Origin of the sequence: Streptomyces sp. NPDC001832, from assembly GCF_040297265.1 — a bacterium.
Taxonomy (GTDB): domain Bacteria; phylum Actinomycetota; class Actinomycetes; order Streptomycetales; family Streptomycetaceae; genus Streptomyces.
This window is the reverse complement of the sequence record NZ_JBEOYU010000003.1, coordinates 174,123-192,453: the sequence shown is the minus strand read 5'-3', so window position 1 is coordinate 192,453 and position 18,331 is coordinate 174,123. Positions and strand designations below refer to the sequence as shown.

Below are 18,331 nucleotides of genomic sequence, written 5' to 3'. Positions count from 1 at the left end.
CTCCTGGGATCAGCCCTGGAGAATCCTCCCGCGCTTTCGGCCGGCTCATCCGTACCGGCTCAGTTCGTGGAAGAAGTCGTCGACGACGTGCAACTCTCCGCTGCGGACAACTTCGTCGTAGACGTACTTGCCCACCGCGAGGTCGAGTACCCCGAGGCCGAAGGGCGAGAACACCACCGGCCGGTCCGCCGGCACCGTCACCCGCCCGGCCATCACGTCGTCCAACGTGCCGTGCAGGAAGTCCCGGTTGCCTGTGAGCTGCTCGGCCAGATGCGGCGAGGTGTTGGCCTTCAGACAGTGCTCGATGTCATCGACGAAGTTGGTCGAGGCGAGCAGGATCTCCGGCGTGAGGTCGCGCAGCGACACGTGCAGCACCAGCGGGTTGTGTGTGAACCACGACAGGTCGCTGACATGCGGCTGACCGGCGACAGTGGCGAAGACCACCAGGTCGCTGTTACGGATCAACTGCTCGGCGCTGTCGTGCACGGTGATGCGGCCGGTTGTGCCCGACTGCTCCAGGTAGCACCGGAATCCTGCCGCGCTGTCGGCGGACAGGTCGTGCACGCCGATCTCGTTGAACGACCAGCCATTGCCGACCAGGAAGGTGTGGATGTAGCGCGCGATCAAGCCCACTCCGAAGAACCCGACACGCGTCGGTCGCGGCCGGTCGCGGCTGAGCCAGTCAGCCGCCGACGCCGCCGACGCGGCCGTCCTGGTGGCGCTGATGATCGAGCTCTCCAGACAGGCGAACGGGTAGCCGGTGTCATGGTCGTTGAGGATGAGCACGGCCGAGGCCCTCGGGATGGCGGCCGTCACATTCTCCGGGAAGCTGGAGATCCACTTCAGGCCGTCCACCCGCACGTCCCCGCCGATCGAGGCGGGCAGCGCGATGATCCGGGAGGACGGGCGGTCGGGGAAACGCAGGAAGTACGACGGCGGGTTCACCGAATCACCGGCGCCGTGCACCCGGTAGGTGGCCTCGACCAACTCCACGATCCGCTTCTCACGTCCGTGCAGCGCGCGCTGGACCTGGGCACCGGAGATCACTGCGAATGGTGGCACGGTGACCGGCGGGGCGATCGCGAACTCCGTTACGGTGGAACTGAGGGTAGTCATCCTGCCGTCACCTCGATGGTCGGCGAGCAGTCGGCCAGACGCACCGGGTCGGCCATGGCGACGAGCACTTCGCGCGGTCCTTCGAAGGGCTCCCTGCTGTGCGCGGTGCGGACGTTGTCGACGAGCATCAGGTCGCCGGACTGCCACGGCTCGCGTGCGGTGTTGGCCTCGTAGACGCTGTTGAGCAGCTGCACGACGTCCTCGCCGATCGGGTCGCCGTTGCCGTAGCGGGTATTGAACGGCAGCCCGTCGACGCCGTAGACGTCCATCAGGTAGTCACGCACCTCGGGGGCCATCGTCCACTCGTTGAGGAAGGCGATCTGGTTGAACCAGCAGCGACGGCCGGTGACCGGGTGACGCACCACGGCGCTGCGGCGCTGCCTGGTGCGCAGCCCACCGTCGGGCTGCCACTCGAACGTGATCGCGTTGGCGCGGCAGTAGCTTTCGACGGCGCCACGGTCCTCGGTGCCGAACGCCTCGGCGATGGACGCCCCGATCTCGTCGTTGTAGCTGCGGGTGAGCAGCCAACCCTGCCGCTCGAACCGCTCGGTCAACTCTGCGGGCAGCGCGTCGAGCACGGTCGGTGAGTCGGCCACCGCGGTCGCCCCGCCATCGGTGGGTGCGCTGAGACAGGCGAACATCATCAGGCCGGGGAACTCCAGCGTGTAGCTCAGTTCGTGGTGCATGCACATCGGCTGGTTCGACGGCCACTTCGATGAGGAGTACACGCCGTCGGAGTAGGTCTGTCGGGGCGCGAAGACCTCCTTCTCGGTCGTCAGACTGGTGGCCAGCCTCGCGAAGACGGCGCCGGTCTCGGCCGCGTCGCGCAGCCCGAGGCCGCGGACCAGGACCGAACCGTGCTCGGCTACGACAGCGCGCAGCGCGTCCCGGTGCTCGGTCGCCCAGCTCAGCGCGTCGCCGGTGGCATCGGCCCGCAGGAGCGGAGGTTTGCCGGGTTCAAGTCCCACGTCGACCAGCGACGCCGTGGATACGGACGACATCTCGATTTCCTTTCAGTTGCCACTCAAGAAGAAGCGAACAATTCGGCGGCGCGCAGTACGGCCTGTGCCGCCTCGGCCGGACGGGTGCGCAGGAAGTGGTGGCCGCCGTCGGCGAGCTCGTGCAGGTCGACCTGCTCGGCCAGGAGCTGCCAGTCGCGGTACCGGCGCCGGTACTCCGCCGTGCTCGGGTCGTCGGCGGCAACGACCACGGTGACCGGCGCGGCCAGCTTCAGCGTCGGCGGGCTTTCCAGGGCGTCGGCGAAATAGCGGTGTGCGGCAAGGCAGTCATGCCGGTAGGCGGCACCCACATGCTCAGCGTGTTGCGCATCCAGCTCACCGAGTTCGGTGTACCCGCCGTCCGCGCTCAGTTTCGCGGCGATTTCGGAGTTGCTTCGCCCGGTCAGCTCGGTGATGCCGGCGCGCCGCTCTGCGGCGTCACCGAGAAGCTGCGCGCCGAGGAACACCCGCTGGACGTCCACCCCGCGCTCCTGCAGTTTTCGGGCCGTCTCCACGGCCAACGCGGTGCCCGAGGAGTGGCCCCACAACAGGACCCTGGTCAGGCCACGCCGCATGATCTCGACAACGACCTGCTCGACCACCTGCGTCATCGGGGCGAACGGCTCGCTCTCGGCAGCCACGTCGTGACCGGGCAACTCCACGGCGTAGACCGCCGGCCCGCCGCCCGACAGCGCCGTGGCCAGCGGCTGGAAGTTCACCGCGTTGCCGCCGGCGTATGGGAAGCACACCAGGGCAGCGGCCTGCGCACCGTCCGATTCCGACAGTGACTGAAGCAGCCCGGAGCGCCGCTCGGCACGGCCGTCGACCAGCCCGGCCAGATCGGCAAGCACCGGGTGACGGGTGACGTCGCTGAGGGACACCGTACGGTCGAGGGTGATCGCCAGCTTTACTGCCGACAGCGATGTGCCGCCCCGGTCGAAGAAGTGGTCCCGCCGTCCGATCTGGTTCTGCGGGACGCCGAGCACCTTCGACCACGCTGCCGCCAGCTGCTGTTCGGTCGGCGTATTCGGCGCGTGGTAGTCGTCCTGGACCACGTCGAGTTCTCCGGCGAACGCCTGCAAAGCCTTTCTGTCGATCTTGCTGTTGGCCGTCAGCGGCAGACTTTCCCGCCAGTGGAAGGCCGACGGGACCATGTACTCGGGCAGCGACTGACCGAGCCGGTCGAGCAGGACGTCCACCTCGAGTGGCTGCCGACCTGAGTAGAACGCCACCAGGTGCTTGCTCTGGTCGGCCCGCTCGGTGACGATCACTGCACCGTCGCGAACACCGGGCACCTGCAACAGCTTGTTCTCGATCTCGCCGATCTCGATCCGGAAGCCACGAATCTTTACCTGGCTGTCCCGGCGGCCGAGGAACTCCAGCTTGCCCTCGGGCTGCCAGCGGCCGTAGTCGCCGCCCCGGTAGAGCCGGTCACCCCCACTGTGCGGATCGGTCAGGTAGGCCTGCCGGGTGCGCTCGGGGTCGTTGACATATCCGCGGCCGACGCAGACACCGGAGAAGACGATCAGACCGGGAGCGCCGAGCGGCACCGGGTTCAGGTGCTCGTCGACGACGTAGACGCGCACGTTGTTGACCGCGGGACCCAGCAGGACCCGGTCTCCGTTGGGCACGCGGTCCATGACCTCGTGGTTGGTGTCGTCCGAGGTCTCGGTCAGCCCGTAGGCGTTGACCAGCTTGATCTCGGGCTGGGCAGCGAACCAGCGTTGCACGAGTTCCTTCTTCAGCGCCTCGCCGGTGACCGACACGCACCGCAGGTGCGGCAGTTCGCGAGGGTGCTGATTCAGGAAGGACACGACGACGTCCAGGTAGGAGGGTACGACCTGGAGGACGGCGACCCGGCCGTCAACGATCTTGTCGACGAACCGCTGGACGTCCAGGACCACCTCCTGCTCCACCAGCAGGGTCCGCCCCCCGACCAGGAGCCCCGACACCAGTTGCCACAGCGAGATGTCGAAGCACTGGGGTGCGGTCTGGGCGACCACCTGTCCCTCGCCGATCTCCAGGTCGTCGATCTTGGCGTAGAGGTGGTTGAGCATGCCCGCGTGCTCGCACATCGCGCCCTTGGGCTCACCTGTGGAGCCGGAGGTGAAATAGATGTAGGCGAGCTGGTCCGGTGCGACGCTCACGCCCAGATCATGGTCCGCATGGTCTTCCTCATAGGCTGTGCCGACGAGGAGCTTCTGGACCCCGGACAGCGAGTCGAGGGCCTGGTCGAGCGTGGCTGTGCTGCCGGGTTCGGTCAGCACGAGCCCGCACGAGGCACGGGAGAGCATGGCCGCGAGGCGATCGGCCGGGAAGTGCGGCTCGATGGGCAGGTACACGCCGCCGGCCTTGAAGACTGCGAGGACGGCGGCCATCCAGTCCAGGTTGCGCTCGGTCACCACGGCGACAACACCCTCGGGACGCAGCCCTCTGTCCAGCAGGGCTCGTCCTACCCGGTTGGCACGCGCGTTGAGTTCCCGATATGTCAGCTGCTGCTCCCCGTGCACCGCCGCGACGGCGTCCGGGTGGACCGCCACCCGCTGCTCGAACAGTTCGTGGAACCGGCGGTCCGGCAGCTCCCGGCGCGGACCGGCGAGCCCTTCGAGCTGGAAGCGGAGTTCCTCGGTGGAGAGCAGGCTCTGCCGCCTGTGCTCGGCGTCCGGATCGGCGGCGATCAGCGCGAGCGCGGTGAGGTGGTAGCCGGCGATCCTGACGGCGCAGTCCGTGTCGAGCGCGTCGGTCCGATATCGCAGCCGCAGCACGAGGTGGCCGCCGCGTTGCGAAAATCCCACCCTCAGCACGGTGTTGCCCACGAGTTCGCCGCCCGAGCCGTGCGGATCGAACACGGCCTCGATCGACGGTTCGGCCAGGCCCAGCTCGCGCCTGAGCTCGTCGACCGGAAAGTCCTGGTGCAACATCAGATCCGACGCGACTCGATGGGTGTCCAGCAGCAGCGTCCGCCACGAGGCGGGTTCGGTCGTCAGCCGGCAGGGCAGCGGTCGGCCGCCCTCCACGGTGATGTAGCCAGTTGTGATTTCGTGCTCGCCGGACAGTGCGGCGAGCACCTTGGCGTGGGTGGCCAGCAGCACCGAGCCGAGCGGCACCGCCAGATCCTTGGCCAACCGCCCCAAGGCTGCCACGACGTCGTCCGGGACCGTCGCCTCGTGTTCGCCGACGCCCGTCACCGGATCGAGCGTCCACCGCGGGATTGCGGTGAATCCACCGGCGACGAGCACTGCACGCCAGAACTCCCGGTCGGCCTGCACTTGCATACCCATCTGGTCGTCCCTCTCCAATCACCGTGCTGTTCAGCGCCGACAAGGGTGGGGCTGCTACCCCTTTTGCGTCAGCGCCTCGGGCTGATACGGGGCATCCCGCAGTTCCGTGGCGGGGTTTCCTCCCCAGCGTGCGTGCTGAGGGACTTCCTCGCCTTTCATGAGAAAGGAGTCGGGCGCGAGCACCGCGCCGGCACCCATCGTCACGCCGTAGTGGACGTGGGCTCCCACACCGATGGTGCAACCGGCCTCGATGGTGCTGCGATCCGACTTGAAGGTGCCGTCCTCCTGCGAGTGGCACTGGATCTTGCTGCCCGCGTTGAGCGTGCAGTCGTTCCCGATGGTGGTGAGCGTCCGCTCCGTCACATAGCAGCCGTCGTCGAAGACCCTGCTGCCGAGCCGAACCCCCAGCATCCGCCAGATCACGTTCTTGAAAGGGGTGCCGTTGAAGAATTCGAGGTACTCGTCAGGCACCTTCCAGAGGCGCTCGTGCCACCAGAAGTACGGGTCGTAGATGGAACACAACTGCGGTCGCAGCGCGCGGAATGCCGCGATGCATCGCTCCACCAGTACGAAGTAGACAGCGGTGAACCCAACACTGAACACCAGGTACGCGCCGATCAGCACATGCCCGTAAGAATCGTACAGTTCGATGTTCGCCAGGCCGAGCAGCGTGAGCACGAAGACGTGCAGCCACCGCACGAGCAGGAAGAAGACCATCGAGCGGGTGTTGTAGCGGTTCTTTGCGGCCAGGCTGCGGCGAAACTCGTCACCGGTGCGCAGATGGTCGAACCGGGAGTCGCGCTCGACCGAACGGGGAATCTCGAAGCACGGCGAGCCGAGCAGGCCCACACCCTCGCGCACCTCGCCGTCGAGCGGAATCATCACCTTCGTCGCGAGGAGGCAGTTCTCGCCCGTTCTGGCCCCTGAGGGATAAGCGATGTTGTTCCCGAGGAAGTTGTGCGATCCGATCGAGGCCCGGGACACCCGGAAGGACGTGCTCGAGTAGTCGGCGTTGAGGATGGAGATCCCGTCGGCGACCATTGTTCCGCTGCCGATAGAGCATAGATACGGGGTCTCGTGCTGCACTTCTGTGCCGAAGTTCGAACCGGTCTGCTCCACCCGGGACAAGTCGTATCCGAGGCCGCGCAAATAGTGGACGATGTAGGAGCTGTCCCCGAACAGCCACTTGAAGAACTTCACGTTGGTCATGCGTCCGATGGCCCGGTGCATCGAGTAATGAAACCCGTACAGCGGATAGACCTTGTCCGGCTTGACGAACAGGCTCAGCAGGCGCGGAATGGTGAACGACAGGGCCAGGCCCACGACGACGAAGCCGAAGAACAGCACGCAGGAAAGGACCAGGGCGTCGATGTAGAGGTCCGGCGATGCGAACCCCGCCGCGCCCGGACCCAGCCGGTTGTGCAACGCCGGAACCAGGGTCACCACCATGTACGAGCCCCCGATGGTCAGCGGCACGTAGAGGAAGAACAGCTGAAGCACGGTGACAAGTCCGAAGCCGGCCCGGCGCAGCGTGCCGCACTTGGCCGGCCCGATCCTCAGGTAGTCATGGTCCGTGCGCTGTGCCGGGGACCCGTGCCAGCACTGGCCGTCCGGGACCGCCTGCCCGCTGTACAGCGTGGACGTGTGGCCAAGTTGTGCCCCGTCGCCCATCGACGTGTCGATGTCGAGCACGGTCTTCTCGCCGATGAACACGTTCCGGCCGAGGGTGATCCGGCCGGTCTGGATTCGGCCGGCGTGCGCCCGGTAGCAGAGGAAGAACGAGTCCTTGCGGATCACCGAGCCGGCGCCGATCGTGAGCAGGTCGGGGCAGGCCGGAACGCTGCGGGAGAGGATCGTGACATCCTTGCCGATCCGGACGCCCAGGGCTCGCAGATACAGCACGTACAGGGGATTGCCGACGAAGAAAATCATCGGGTTGGCGTGGATCAGCACCTTGACGGTCCAAAAACGCAGATACGTCAGACCCCAGACCGGGAACTCGCGCGCTTTCCACCGGCCGATGAGGAGCCATTTGGCCGCGATCGGGAAGGTGCACAGAACGACGAATCCGACGCCGCCGAAGACGAACGACCGCAGGTAGACGTCGATCACATCCGAGGCGGCGGAGACCCAGACAAAGCCTCGGTCGGCAGCAAGTCCGACGAGGAAGGAATATCCCAGGAAAAACAGGAACTGCAGCGTTCCGCAGAGGGCGTACTGCACTGTCCCGGCGGGGGTCACCACTTCGGTCGACGCCGGTACCGACGCCTCGACAGGGGCGGGCGCGGCGTCCGCGAGCCCCGTCGCCAGACTTCGGATCGTCGGGTGCCGGTAGACATCCTTCATCGACGCCGATGGGAGGTCAGCCTGCTTCCTGACCCGTGCGCAGAAATGGGCCATCACTAACGAGTTGGCACCGAGATCGTCGAAGAAGTGGCTATCGACTGATACCCGTTCGACGCCCATGACATCCGCCAGTACCTTGGCGAGGTTTGTCTCGATGCCAGTCGTCGGGCCGGTGTACCTGCGCTCGTCGAGCGCAGGTACATCTGTCCCCGGCGTCAAGACATCGATGGATTTCTCATCCATGCGAGCTCCTTGAGGAACTTTCGAGCGCCGTCGTCCATGACGGTCGGCGCCCTGTACTCGCCTATTCGATGGCCGGAGCGAGCAGTCCGGAAGTCACGAGGTCGGGATCCGTTGTCCGATTCCAAACCGTCGCCTCAGTCTTAGCTGTCCATCCGTCGGGCTGCCACTCGAACTCGAGCGCGCCGGCGCGGCAGCAGCTCTCGACGACGCGAAAGGGGAGGACCTCGTTGCCGGATGCCTGGCCTCGGGAGCGAGGAGTGCTCGCCGTCCGATCCACTCGCCATCACTGCGCCAGGAGTGTGGCCGGACGCCGGCGCGGCAGCCGGTCCGTGTCTCCTAAGGGCTGTCCCGTAATCCGTGGTGGATCAGTGCGCGGCGTCAGATGCGGTGCATCGCAAGGCGGAGGGACGTTCGCATACTGGATGTATGCGGACGTTCCGACAACGCGGCGAGGTGCCGCATCTGACGCCGCGCGCCCGCCAGGGATTACGGGACAGCCCTTAGGCCGTCAAAAGCGACGGTGCTCGGGCCGGGGCCGATCGGGTGGTGCAGGAAGGCGACGTCCGCCCCCCAATTTGCCGGTCGGTCCAAGGAATGAATGGGTGTCATGTGCCGGTTGTCCCGGAGTCATTATGTAAGAGTGCGCACATGACGATCATGCTCGGCCTCGGCCTCCCGCAGATGAAGCAGTACGACATCGGCCGCGATGTGGCCACCGTGGCACGCGCGGCGGAGGAGACGGGATACGCGAGTCTCTGGGTCTTCGAGCGTGTCCTGTTTCCTGAGCCCGCCACCCAGGGGCTGTACGGCGTACCGGGGCTGCCGTGGCCCGACCAGTACCGCAGTGTCGCCGACCCACTCGTCACGCTCGCGCTGGCCGCCGCGGCCACCGGCCGGGCACGGCTCGGCACCAGCATCCTGGTCGCGCCGTTGCACGTGCCGTTCCAGCTGGCCCGTTCGCTCGCCTCGCTGGACGTCGCGAGCGGTGGGCGAGTGATCGCGGGCCTCGGCACGGGATGGTCTCTGGACGAGTACGCAGCCGCCTCCGTCGCGCCTTTCGAGAGGCGTGGTGCGGTCTTGGACGAGCTGCTGGACGTGTGCGCGGCCGTCTGGGGCCCGGACCCTGTTTCCTACGAGGGCGAGCTGACCACCATCGCCCCCTCCGAGGTCGGCCCCAAGCCGGTGCGCCGCATTCCGGTCTACCTGCCTGCGAACAGCCCGCGCGCCACCCGCCGTCTCGTCGACCGGGCGGACGGCTGGATGCCCGTGGCCGCGGGCGCCGCTCGGCTGGCCGACGGGTGGCAGCGGGTACAGGATGTGGCCGCCGAGCGTGGTAGGGAGCGTCCGATCGACGTCTGTGCCCGTGCCAATGCGCGGTACAGCGCCAAGCCGTTCGAGGGTGCGGGCCGACAGCCCTTCCATGGGAGCGTGGCGCAGATCGTCGAAGACCTGGTGGCACACGCCGAAACGGGCGTACCGGAGATCCTGCTGGATCTCCAGGGCACGACACGGGACGCTGCGGAGCTGATCGACGTGGCGGCCGAGGTGTACGAGGCGGCGCGAGCCGCGGGCGTCTGATGGTGGTGAGCTGCTGGCGCAGCCCGGACGTCATCGGCTTTGCCGGGCTCCTGGATCCTGCTCAGGTGGTACCGGTTGAACGATCAAAGTGTCGGGGGGTTAGCATATGAGCGCCGCCTAGCTCGAAAGATAAACCTGTGACTGTCAATGACGACTCGTTCACCAACTGGAAGCACCGCGAGGAGATCGCGGAATCGATGATCCCCGTCATTGGGAAGCTGCATCGGGAGCGGGACGTCACGGTCCTGCTTCACAGCCGCTCCTTGGTGAACAAGTCGGTGGTCAGCATCCTCAAGACGCACCGGTTCGCCCGGCAGATCGCCGGTGAGGAACTCTCGGTCACCGAGACGCTGCCGTTCCTGCAGGCTCTCGCCACGCTCGATCTCGGCCCTTCGCAGATCGACATCGGCATGCTCGCCGCGACGTACAAGAGCGATGACCGCGGTCTCTCGGTGCAGGACTTCACCGCCGAGGCCGTCGCCGGCGCCACGGGTGCCAACAAGATCGAGCGCCGAGAGGGCCGCGACGTCGTCCTCTACGGGTTCGGTCGCATCGGCCGCCTCGTCGCCCGCCTGCTGATCGAGAAGGCCGGCTCCGGCAACGGACTGCGGCTGCGCGCCATCGTCGTCCGTCAGGGCGGCGACCAGGACATCGTCAAGCGCGCCTCGCTCCTGCGCCGCGACTCCATCCACGGTCAGTTCCAGGGCACGATCACCGTTGATGAGGCGAACAGCACGATCGTCGCCAACGGCAACGAGATCAAGGTGATCTACGCCAACGACCCGTCGGAGGTCGACTACATGGCGTATGGCATCGATGACGCCATCCTCATCGACAACACCGGCAAGTGGCGCGACCGTGAGGGCCTCTCGAAGCACCTGCGCCCCGGCATCGACAAGGTCGTCCTGACCGCGCCGGGCAAGGGCGACGTCCTCAACATCGTCCACGGTGTCAACCACGACACGATCAAGCCGGACGAGCAGATCCTGTCCTGTGCCTCCTGCACCACCAACGCGATCGTCCCGCCGCTGAAGGCGATGGCTGACGAGTACGGCGTCCTGCGCGGCCACGTGGAGACCGTCCACTCGTTCACCAACGACCAGAACCTGCTGGACAACTACCACAAGGCCGACCGGCGCGGCCGCTCGGCACCGCTCAACATGGTCATCACCGAGACCGGTGCGGCCTCCGCCGTCGCCAAGGCGCTGCCCGATCTCAAGGCGCCGATCACCGGCAGCTCGATCCGCGTTCCGGTGCCGGACGTCTCGATCGCGATCCTCAGCCTGCGGCTCGGGCGCGAGACCACCCGCGAGGAGGTTCTCGACTACCTCCGCGACGTGTCGCTGACCTCCCCGCTCAAGCGCCAGATCGACTTCACCACGGCGCCCGACGCGGTCTCGAGCGACTTCATCGGCTCGCGCCACGCCTCGATCGTCGACGCCGGCGCCACCAAGGTCGATGGCGACAATGCGATCCTCTACCTGTGGTACGACAACGAGTTCGGCTACTCCTGCCAGGTCATCCGCGTCGTCCAGCACATCTCCGGGGTGGAGTACCCGACCTACCCGGCCCCGGCGGTCTGATCCCGGCGGAGTGATCCGTGTCCCGGCCGGCGGGGCGGCAGTGGGGCAGCAACCGATCCGATCGGTATCCGGTTGCTCTCCCACCCCCCGCCGGCCGTCCCGGCAGCGGAATGGACCGTACGCAAGGCCGACCGGCGTTGCAGTTCCGGCGACAGCCGTCCCGGCCAAATCCGGGCAGGTCACTTCGGATACGGGTCGTAGCAGTCCAGTGCGGGGTGGTAAAGCACCCGCCAGGTGTCCTCCTCGACGACCCCGGTTCTGGCCAGACCATGGCATCCCTGAATCCATATGATCTTCTTCGACGTGGCTGAGCCGAAGATCCCGTCGACCGTGAGTTTCGGAACGCCGCCCCACACATTGCTCAGACACTGAGCCTGCATCACGGACAGACCGGCGCTCATGTAGGTGAGCGCGGGACGATCAGTGGAGGGGGTGTAGGAGCATGTCTCCTCAGCGGCGGCCGCATTGTGCGTCGCCGTCGCCAAAGCCCCGGCGGTCAGCAGGGCTGTGCCGAGGGCCGTACACGTTCGACGGATCATGTGATACCCCTCTCCGTGCGGGTAGGTGCACCCCCGTCCAGCATGGGGGCGCAAGCGTCGTTCCGCGCATTGGCACCGCCGTGCCCGCGCAAGGCGTACCAAGGTCCCCGCGCTGCGGCAGCGGGTACCGGCGGGCGTAGCGTGTGATCGGCAAGGAGCCGCCACCGTACGGTGGCGGCTCCTTCTCGTCAGCTTTCGGCATCCTCGGCGCCGCGCTCGCCCTCCGCCTGGGACGGCTGGGTGCGCATCGTAGCGGGGTGCCGCTCCTCGGCCGGATTCATGTCCTCTTCCAGCCTCTCGCCTTCTGCTTGCGACGGCGTCGGGTACTCGTCGTTCTCGCTCATGGCCGCCTCCACGGGTCGGGACGCGTGCATACAAAATGAGCGTAACGCGTCGCCCGGTCGGCAGCGTGGCAGTGCGCATTGCCCTGCCCAGTCGGCCATAAGCTCAGGTCTCTGAGCCGGCCGCGACCCGGGGGCACCGAGCAGGCCCTGCGGATCTCACTCGACCGAGCCAGCAAACGTGTGAACTTCCTTTTCCTCATTGGGCCGTCGGCACGCCGGAGTTGCGTGGCCACGGGGGCCATGAGTCTGTGGGAGTCGTGCCCTGCCAGATCTCAACTTTCAGGAGGAGACATGCACACTGAGCAGAACGGCCACTCGGCCGACAAGCTTTCCGTGGTGTACACGGTCCACGTCGTCGAGGGCGGTGAGCAGGGGTTCCTGGATGCGTACGAGCGAATCAGGAAGTCCGTCGCCAGTGTCCCGGGACACATCATCGACCGGCTGGGAGAACCCATTGACGACTCCCGTCAGTGGGTGATCACCAGCGAGTGGGAGACGCCCGACCACTTCTTCGCCTGGCAACAGGGCGAAGAGCATCGCGCACTGCTGGCTCCACTGCGCGTCTGGGTCGACGAGACCCAATCGCTACGATATCGGGTCATCCAGGAGACCGTAGGGGTGAACTCATGACACACCCCGCCACTGGCCCCGTCGCCGTCCTCGGGCTCGGCACGATGGGCACCGGCCTGGCCAATCGCCTTCTCGAGCAGGGCGTTCAGGTGCGGGTCTGGAACCGCACCGCGGGGCGGACCGAACCGCTCGCCCGGGCCGGCGCCGTCGCCGCAGCCGATCCGGCCGAGGCCGTCGAGGGTACGAGCGCCGCCATCTGCACCGTGACCGACGGCGAAGCCCTCGCAGCCGTGCTGCACGGACAGGACGGGATTCTGACCGGGGGCCCGTACCCCGGTCACCTGGTCTGCGCCAGCACGGTCGCCCCCGACGAGGTCGTCCGCCTCACCGGCGACATGCACTCCGTTCTGGACGTCGGCATGCTCGGCAACCGCGAGCATGCCCGCAGCGGTGAGCTGCGACTTTTCGTCGGCGGCGAGCAACGGGTATTCACCGCGGGGCGGCCGCTGCTCGAACTGCTGGGCAAGGAGGTCGTCCACCTCGGCGAACTCGGTTCCGGCATGCGGATGAAGCTGCTTCTCAACCTGCTGATGGGGATCGAGGTGCAGGCTCTGGCCGAGGCGGTGGAGCTGGCGGCCGCCACCGGACTCGACCGGAAGCTCGTCCTCGGCACGATCGCCGGCAGCGGCTTCGCCTCGCCTGTCATGGCGTTCAAGTCCAAGCGGCTGGCGGCCGGACGCTTCGACGAGCCCGACTTCCGGCTGAGCCTGATGGCCAAGGATCTCCTGCTCGCCGCCGAGCAGGCCGCGGCGGCCGGACTGCGGCTCCCCCTCGTCGCCGCAGCCGCGCAGACCCACGTCCGCGCCGCCGACCAGGGACACGGCGACGAGGACTGTGTCGCGGTCGCCCACGCACTCACACCGAACCCGGGAACTCAGACGTGATCATCGACATCCATGGACATCTGTCCCCACCAGAGGCTGCCCGACGCTTCCCCATGCCGCCCAGCCTGACCGACGTCGATGGCATGCTGGCCGCTCGCGCCCAGGCCGGGATCGACCTCACCATCATCGGCAGTCCGGTCGGCGCCGGCGCCATGGCGCGAGTCCCGGGCGTCGACAACTACGCGCAACCGCGAGACCGGCTCCGGAGCTTCCACTCCTGGATGTCGGGCCTGATCGCCTCCTTCCCCGACCAGTTGCGCGGGTACGTGTACGCCAACCCGTTCGGCGACGACGATCATCTGGAAGGGGTCCGGGAGACGCTGGCGGATCCCGCCTTCGTCGGCCTCATCACCACCTCCAGCGTCCACGGCGAACTGCTCGGCTCGCCGCGGGCCGACTCCTTCTTCGCGCTGGCAGCCGAGGCGGGAGTGCCGGTTCTCGTGCACGCCCCGGCCGAACCGATCGGCACGGACCGGGTCGATGACCTCGGCTTCGTCGAGCAGATCGGACGGTTCAGCGATATCACCACGGGCATGGCCATGATCGCGTTCGCGGGTTGGCTGGACAAATATCCGGGCCTGCGGCTGATCGGTGCCACCGGCGGCGGCGCGATGGCGCTCCTGCCGGAACGCCTGCAGACGGCGGCACGCCCGCGGCATTGGGGTGGGGGCAAGCCGCCCGCGCCGTCCTCGGCCCCGGCTCCATCCTCCACTACGTCGGCGGTCGACCCGGGCGGCGCACTCCAGCGCATGTATGTCGACACCAGCACGTTCAGCCCGGCGCACCTGGGCCTCAACGCAGAGGTGCTGGGGCCGGAGCGGATGCTGTTCGGCACCGACTCGCCGCCGATGTCCGTGCCCCTGGAGGAGTTCCTGAACATGATCGAGAAGCTGCCGATCGACAAGGCGTCCCGGCAGCTCATCCTCGGCGGGAACGCCGAGGCCCTCTTTGATCTGAGGAGCCGTCCGTGACCACAGTGGACGATCCGGTCACCGCGGCCGAGCGGTGCACCCCCGAGTTCCGACGGAACCCGCACCCCGTCTACGCGAGCCTCAGGGATACGGCACCTGTCTGCCCGATGCGGCCGCCGCACGGCATCGACACCTATCTGATCACGCGGTACGAGGACGCCAGGGCGGCCCTGGCGGATCCGCGGCTGAGCAAGGACATGTACGGGGCCATGGACGTCTACCGGAGGATCTTCGGTGACTCGTCCGTGGCTCTGGACGACAACATGCTCAACTCCGACCCGCCCAAGCACACCCGGCTGCGCAAGTTCGTCAGCTCCACGTTCACCCCGCGCCGCGTGGAGTCGCTCAGGCCGCGGATCCAGGACATCGTCGACACGCTGCTGGACAACTGTGCGACCCGCGAACCGATCGACCTGCTGACCGCGTTCGCGTTCCCGCTGCCGATCATCGTGATCTGTGAACTGCTCGGCGTGCCGTCGGAGGACCGGTCGGAGCTGCAACGCCTTTCCACCACAGTGGCGCAGACAGGATTCAGCAAGGAATCCAAGCAGGCCCAGCAGAATGCGGAGGAGAACCTGTACGCGTACTTCGCGGGTCTCCTCGCGCGCAAGCGCAGCCGCCCTGATGAGGACCTGCTCAGTGCGCTTGCCGCAGCCCGGGACGAACGCGGCAGGCTCACCGAGCAGGAGCTGATCTCGACAGCTTTTCTGCTGATGTTCGCGGGTCACAAAACAACCGCCTACTTCATCGGCAACGCCGTCCACCATCTCCTCACCCATCCTGCGCAGCTCCGCGCCGTGCAGGAGAAGCCGGAGCTGGTCGGACAGGCGGTGGAGGAGCTGCTGCGCTACGACGGCTCGGTGGAGAGCGCGACGTTCCGCTTCGCGAGCGAGGATGTACTGATCGCCGGGACGCGGATTCCCAAGGGCTCCCTGGTTCAGATCGCGCTCAGTTCGGCCAACCGCGACCCGTTGAAATTCGATTCCCCGGACGAGTTCGATGTGACCCGACCGAGTGGGAAATGTGCCCATCTGGGGTTCGGGCACGGCATTCACTACTGCCTGGGAGCGCCTCTGGCCAGACTGGAGATGCAACTCGCTCTCACATGTCTGTTCAGCCGCTTTCCGAGGGTGGTTCTGGCAGACCCCGCGCGTGAGGCGCCCTGGATGGAGGTTCCGTACCCGGCCTTCCGCGGTCTCGCGGAGCTGCCTGTCGTGCTCAAGCCTGCTGTGCCGTGACCCACAGCGGGAAGGCACCGACATCCTTGTCCGGGCCGCCCCGGGCCGCCCCGGGGCGGCCCGGACGCCTCGGCGCGCACGATCACACCCCCTACGAGCGACCTCATTGGGTTGTGCCCGGCACGAGATGGTGCGCTGCCGCAGCGGGTCGCGGTGCGCGTCAGCCCCAGAGCTCGTACGTCACGTGCCGCGGCGTGTCCGACGGCCGGTCGACGGTGTAGGTGAGTTGCAGCTGGGTGAAGTGCTGTAGCTCTGGGTGCTTCTGCCAGGACTTCGGACGGTCGAGCCTCACGGTGACTGGGTAGGAGTGGAACGTGCCTGCCGCGCAATAGGGCTGACAGTCATTCACTGCGTCGAGTCCGCTGCCCACAGCCGACGTACGTCCCCAATCGGACCATCGAAGTGCGATGAGGTGGTTGTTGCCGTCCCCGCAGGCGAGCAAGAAGTTGTCGGGGCGCACTTGTGGATTCCAGGAACAGTCGACGGCCACCACATGAGCGGCCGAGCGTGACTCTGTGGAAGTGGATGTGGACGCGGATGCGGATGCCGGTACTACTGCTGCTGCGAGTGCGCCAGCAGCACACAGCATGGCTGCTGTTTTGAACGTGTCTCTTGGCATATCGGCTCCCCAGCTGCCTCTTTTCGAGCCTGGGCGGTCCTCCGGGTACACCTGACTCGCCACGCGCGCTGCGGTGTGCACGCCAGACACAGTCGTCGGTGGTGGCGGCGCCCCTTTCCGGCAGTTGTTCCTCAGTCGACGCTACGACTGTGGCCAGGGATGTACCACCCGTACAGGCGAAGCACCGTGAAATCGGCCGGGCTCACCCGTGCGCACCCCCAGGCTTGCGTCGAAACCCCTGCAGCGAGCAGGTGGTCGTCGTGGTATGCGGGCGTAGTCTGGGCGTAACGCCCATGCACCGCGAGTGAGCGACGGAGGCGGCGCATGACCGACCCGTACGGCTTCCTCAAGACCCCCCGCCGGCCCGTCCCGGCGCGCCCCGTCCAGGAACGGCTGAGCGACTGGAACGAGGTCTACGCGGGGCAGGCGCGGCTTCCGCTCGTGTCCGAGCAGGCGGGGCGCTGCATGGACTGTGGCATACCGTTCTGCCATAGCGGCTGCCCGCTGGGAAACCTCATCCCCGAGTGGAACGCGTACGCGAGGAAGAGCGACTGGTGGGCGGCGGCCGAGCGACTGCACGCGACGAACAACTTTCCGGAGTTCACCGGGCGGCTGTGCCCGGCGCCCTGTGAGGACGCCTGCGTGCTCACCATCAATGCCGATCCGGTGACGATCAAGAATGTCGAACAGGCGATCGCCGACCAGATCTGGGCGCGCGGGTATGCGACGCCGCAACCGCCCGGGCGGCTCAGCGGCAAAACCGTCGCCATCGTCGGCTCCGGCCCCGCGGGTCTGGCGGCAGCACAACAACTCACCCGTGTCGGTCACACCGTCGCCGTCTACGAGCGTGCCGACCGCATCGGTGGGCTGCTGCGCTACGGCATCCCCGCGTTCAAGATGGAGAAGCGCCACCTGGACCGCCGTCTCGAGCAGATGCGGGCGGAAGGCACCAGGTTCCGCACAGGTGTGGAGGTCGGCAGCGATCTCGACGCGACTGAGCTCGCGGAGCGAAATGACGCGGTCGTCATAGCCGTCGGAGCCACGGGGCAACGGGAGCTTCCAGTCCCGGGCCGTGAGCTCTACGGCATCCACCAGGCCATGGACTACCTGACCCTGGCCAACCGGGTGGCGGAGGGCGACCACGACGTGCCTGTCGTCACCGCCGAGGGCAAACATGTGGTGATCATCGGTGGCGGGGACACCGGCTCGGACTGTCTGGGCACCGTTCTGCGTCAGGGTGCCGCCTCCGTGGTGCAGTTGGACATCAATCCGGAGCCCGGTGACACGCGACGGGACACCGAGCCCTGGCCCGTGTATCCGAAGGTCTATCGGATATCCCATGCTCATGAAGAGGCTCGGGGGCGAGAGGGCGCAGATCCGAGATTCTTTTCCTCCGCCACCCTCTGCTTCGAAGGGGACCGGTCCGGCCACGTGCGCGCGCTGCGCCTGGCGGAAGTGGAGCCCGAGGGCAGAAGGCCGCGGCTGGAGACGGAACGTGTGATCCCCTCGGATCTGGTCCTGCTCGCCCTCGGCTTCTTCGGTCCCGAACGGGGCACCGGTCTGACGCGGCAGCTCGGGCTCACGCTGGACGGCCGGGGAAACTTCGCCCGCGATGCTGCCTTCGCGGCCGAAACGGCGGAGTCGGCCGAGCGGACAGCCCGAACCGGGACCGGTGGGGTGTTCATCGCCGGTGACGCGGGACGCGGCCAATCCCTCGTGGTGTGGGCCATCGCCGAGGGGCGGTCCGCCGCGGCCGCAGCGGACCGCTATCTGAACGGCTCCACGGTACTTCCGGCGCCCATCGCTCCACAGGACCGGCCCCTGGTCGCCTGAACGCGCGGAACGCGGCCCTTCCCGCGGCCCTCGACGCGCACGAGCATCCAAAGACATGAGGCTCAGCCACAGAAGAATGCGCTTTTTTGACCCCTCGTGCAGGCCGCAGGATGGCGGAGAAACCGGCC

At 67.2% G+C, this 18,331-nt stretch carries 14 protein-coding genes; 7 read left to right on the top strand and 7 right to left on the bottom strand.

What is annotated here, in order from left to right; translation table 11 throughout:
- Positions 1 to 45: 45 nt before the first annotated feature.
- Genes sbnB through ABT115_RS04425 form a run of 4 tightly spaced genes read right to left on the bottom strand, consistent with a single transcriptional unit; the run spans position 46 to position 7,984 of the window.
- Positions 46 to 1,116 carry a 2,3-diaminopropionate biosynthesis protein SbnB gene (sbnB, locus tag ABT115_RS04440; RefSeq protein WP_351783929.1) on the bottom strand — a complete coding sequence of 357 codons (1,071 nt, stop codon included), beginning with the start codon at positions 1,114 to 1,116 and terminating at the stop codon, positions 46 to 48.
- Positions 1,113 to 2,117, bottom strand: coding sequence for a TauD/TfdA family dioxygenase (locus ABT115_RS04435; RefSeq protein WP_351783927.1), 1,005 nt, complete (start codon positions 2,115 to 2,117; stop codon positions 1,113 to 1,115). Before ABT115_RS04435 ends, sbnB begins: the two co-directional genes overlap by 4 nt.
- 23 nt (positions 2,118 to 2,140) lie before the next feature.
- Positions 2,141 to 5,395 (bottom strand): non-ribosomal peptide synthetase, encoded by a 3,255-nt coding sequence (locus ABT115_RS04430; protein WP_351783925.1) that lies wholly within the window; start codon positions 5,393 to 5,395, stop codon positions 2,141 to 2,143.
- Positions 5,396 to 5,449: 54 nt separating this feature from the next.
- On the bottom strand, positions 5,450 to 7,984 hold the full coding sequence (locus tag ABT115_RS04425; protein WP_351783923.1) for a Pls/PosA family non-ribosomal peptide synthetase: 2,535 nt from the start codon (positions 7,982 to 7,984) through the stop codon (positions 5,450 to 5,452).
- A 648-nt stretch (positions 7,985 to 8,632) separates the two neighbouring features.
- Between ABT115_RS04425 and ABT115_RS04420 the strand changes: the two genes are divergently transcribed.
- Together ABT115_RS04420 and ABT115_RS04415 are read left to right on the top strand one after the other, a co-directional pair.
- Positions 8,633 to 9,562, top strand: a complete 930-nt coding sequence (locus tag ABT115_RS04420) for a TIGR03619 family F420-dependent LLM class oxidoreductase (protein WP_351783921.1) — start codon at positions 8,633 to 8,635, stop codon at positions 9,560 to 9,562.
- 137 nt (positions 9,563 to 9,699) lie between these two features.
- Positions 9,700 to 11,145: a glyceraldehyde-3-phosphate dehydrogenase gene (locus ABT115_RS04415; RefSeq protein ID WP_351783919.1), complete on the top strand. Its 1,446-nt coding sequence runs from the start codon at positions 9,700 to 9,702 to the stop codon at positions 11,143 to 11,145.
- A gap of 179 nt (positions 11,146 to 11,324) precedes the next feature.
- Here ABT115_RS04415 and ABT115_RS04410 read toward each other — a convergent pair whose 3' ends face one another.
- Together ABT115_RS04410 and ABT115_RS04405 are read right to left on the bottom strand one after the other, a co-directional pair.
- Positions 11,325 to 11,684, bottom strand: a complete 360-nt coding sequence (locus tag ABT115_RS04410) for a peptidoglycan-binding domain-containing protein (RefSeq protein WP_351783917.1) — start codon at positions 11,682 to 11,684, stop codon at positions 11,325 to 11,327.
- 188 nt (positions 11,685 to 11,872) lie between these two features.
- Positions 11,873 to 12,028: a hypothetical protein gene (locus ABT115_RS04405; RefSeq protein ID WP_351783915.1), complete on the bottom strand. Its 156-nt coding sequence runs from the start codon at positions 12,026 to 12,028 to the stop codon at positions 11,873 to 11,875.
- 291 nt (positions 12,029 to 12,319) lie between these two features.
- Between ABT115_RS04405 and ABT115_RS04400 the strand changes: the two genes are divergently transcribed.
- Genes ABT115_RS04400 through ABT115_RS04385 form a run of 4 tightly spaced genes read left to right on the top strand, consistent with a single transcriptional unit; the run spans position 12,320 to position 15,751 of the window.
- On the top strand, positions 12,320 to 12,658 hold the full coding sequence (locus ABT115_RS04400) for an antibiotic biosynthesis monooxygenase family protein (RefSeq protein WP_351783913.1): 339 nt from the start codon (positions 12,320 to 12,322) through the stop codon (positions 12,656 to 12,658).
- Positions 12,655 to 13,542, top strand: a complete 888-nt coding sequence (locus tag ABT115_RS04395; RefSeq protein WP_351783911.1) for an NAD(P)-dependent oxidoreductase — start codon at positions 12,655 to 12,657, stop codon at positions 13,540 to 13,542. Before ABT115_RS04400 ends, ABT115_RS04395 begins: the two co-directional genes overlap by 4 nt.
- Positions 13,539 to 14,513: an amidohydrolase family protein gene (locus tag ABT115_RS04390; RefSeq protein ID WP_351783909.1), complete on the top strand. Its 975-nt coding sequence runs from the start codon at positions 13,539 to 13,541 to the stop codon at positions 14,511 to 14,513. The genes ABT115_RS04395 and ABT115_RS04390 overlap by 4 nt, the downstream gene beginning before the upstream one ends.
- A complete protein-coding gene (locus tag ABT115_RS04385) occupies positions 14,510 to 15,751 on the top strand; it encodes a cytochrome P450 family protein (protein WP_351783907.1) in 1,242 nt (413 codons plus the stop codon). Before ABT115_RS04390 ends, ABT115_RS04385 begins: the two co-directional genes overlap by 4 nt.
- A gap of 160 nt (positions 15,752 to 15,911) precedes the next feature.
- Here ABT115_RS04385 and ABT115_RS04380 read toward each other — a convergent pair whose 3' ends face one another.
- Positions 15,912 to 16,043 carry a hypothetical protein gene (locus ABT115_RS04380; protein WP_351783905.1) on the bottom strand — a complete coding sequence of 44 codons (132 nt, stop codon included), beginning with the start codon at positions 16,041 to 16,043 and terminating at the stop codon, positions 15,912 to 15,914.
- 651 nt (positions 16,044 to 16,694) lie between these two features.
- Between ABT115_RS04380 and ABT115_RS04375 the strand changes: the two genes are divergently transcribed.
- Entirely contained in the window at positions 16,695 to 18,203 is a 1,509-nt protein-coding gene (locus ABT115_RS04375; RefSeq protein WP_351783903.1) for a glutamate synthase subunit beta, read from the top strand.
- Positions 18,204 to 18,331: the final 128 nt, after the last annotated feature.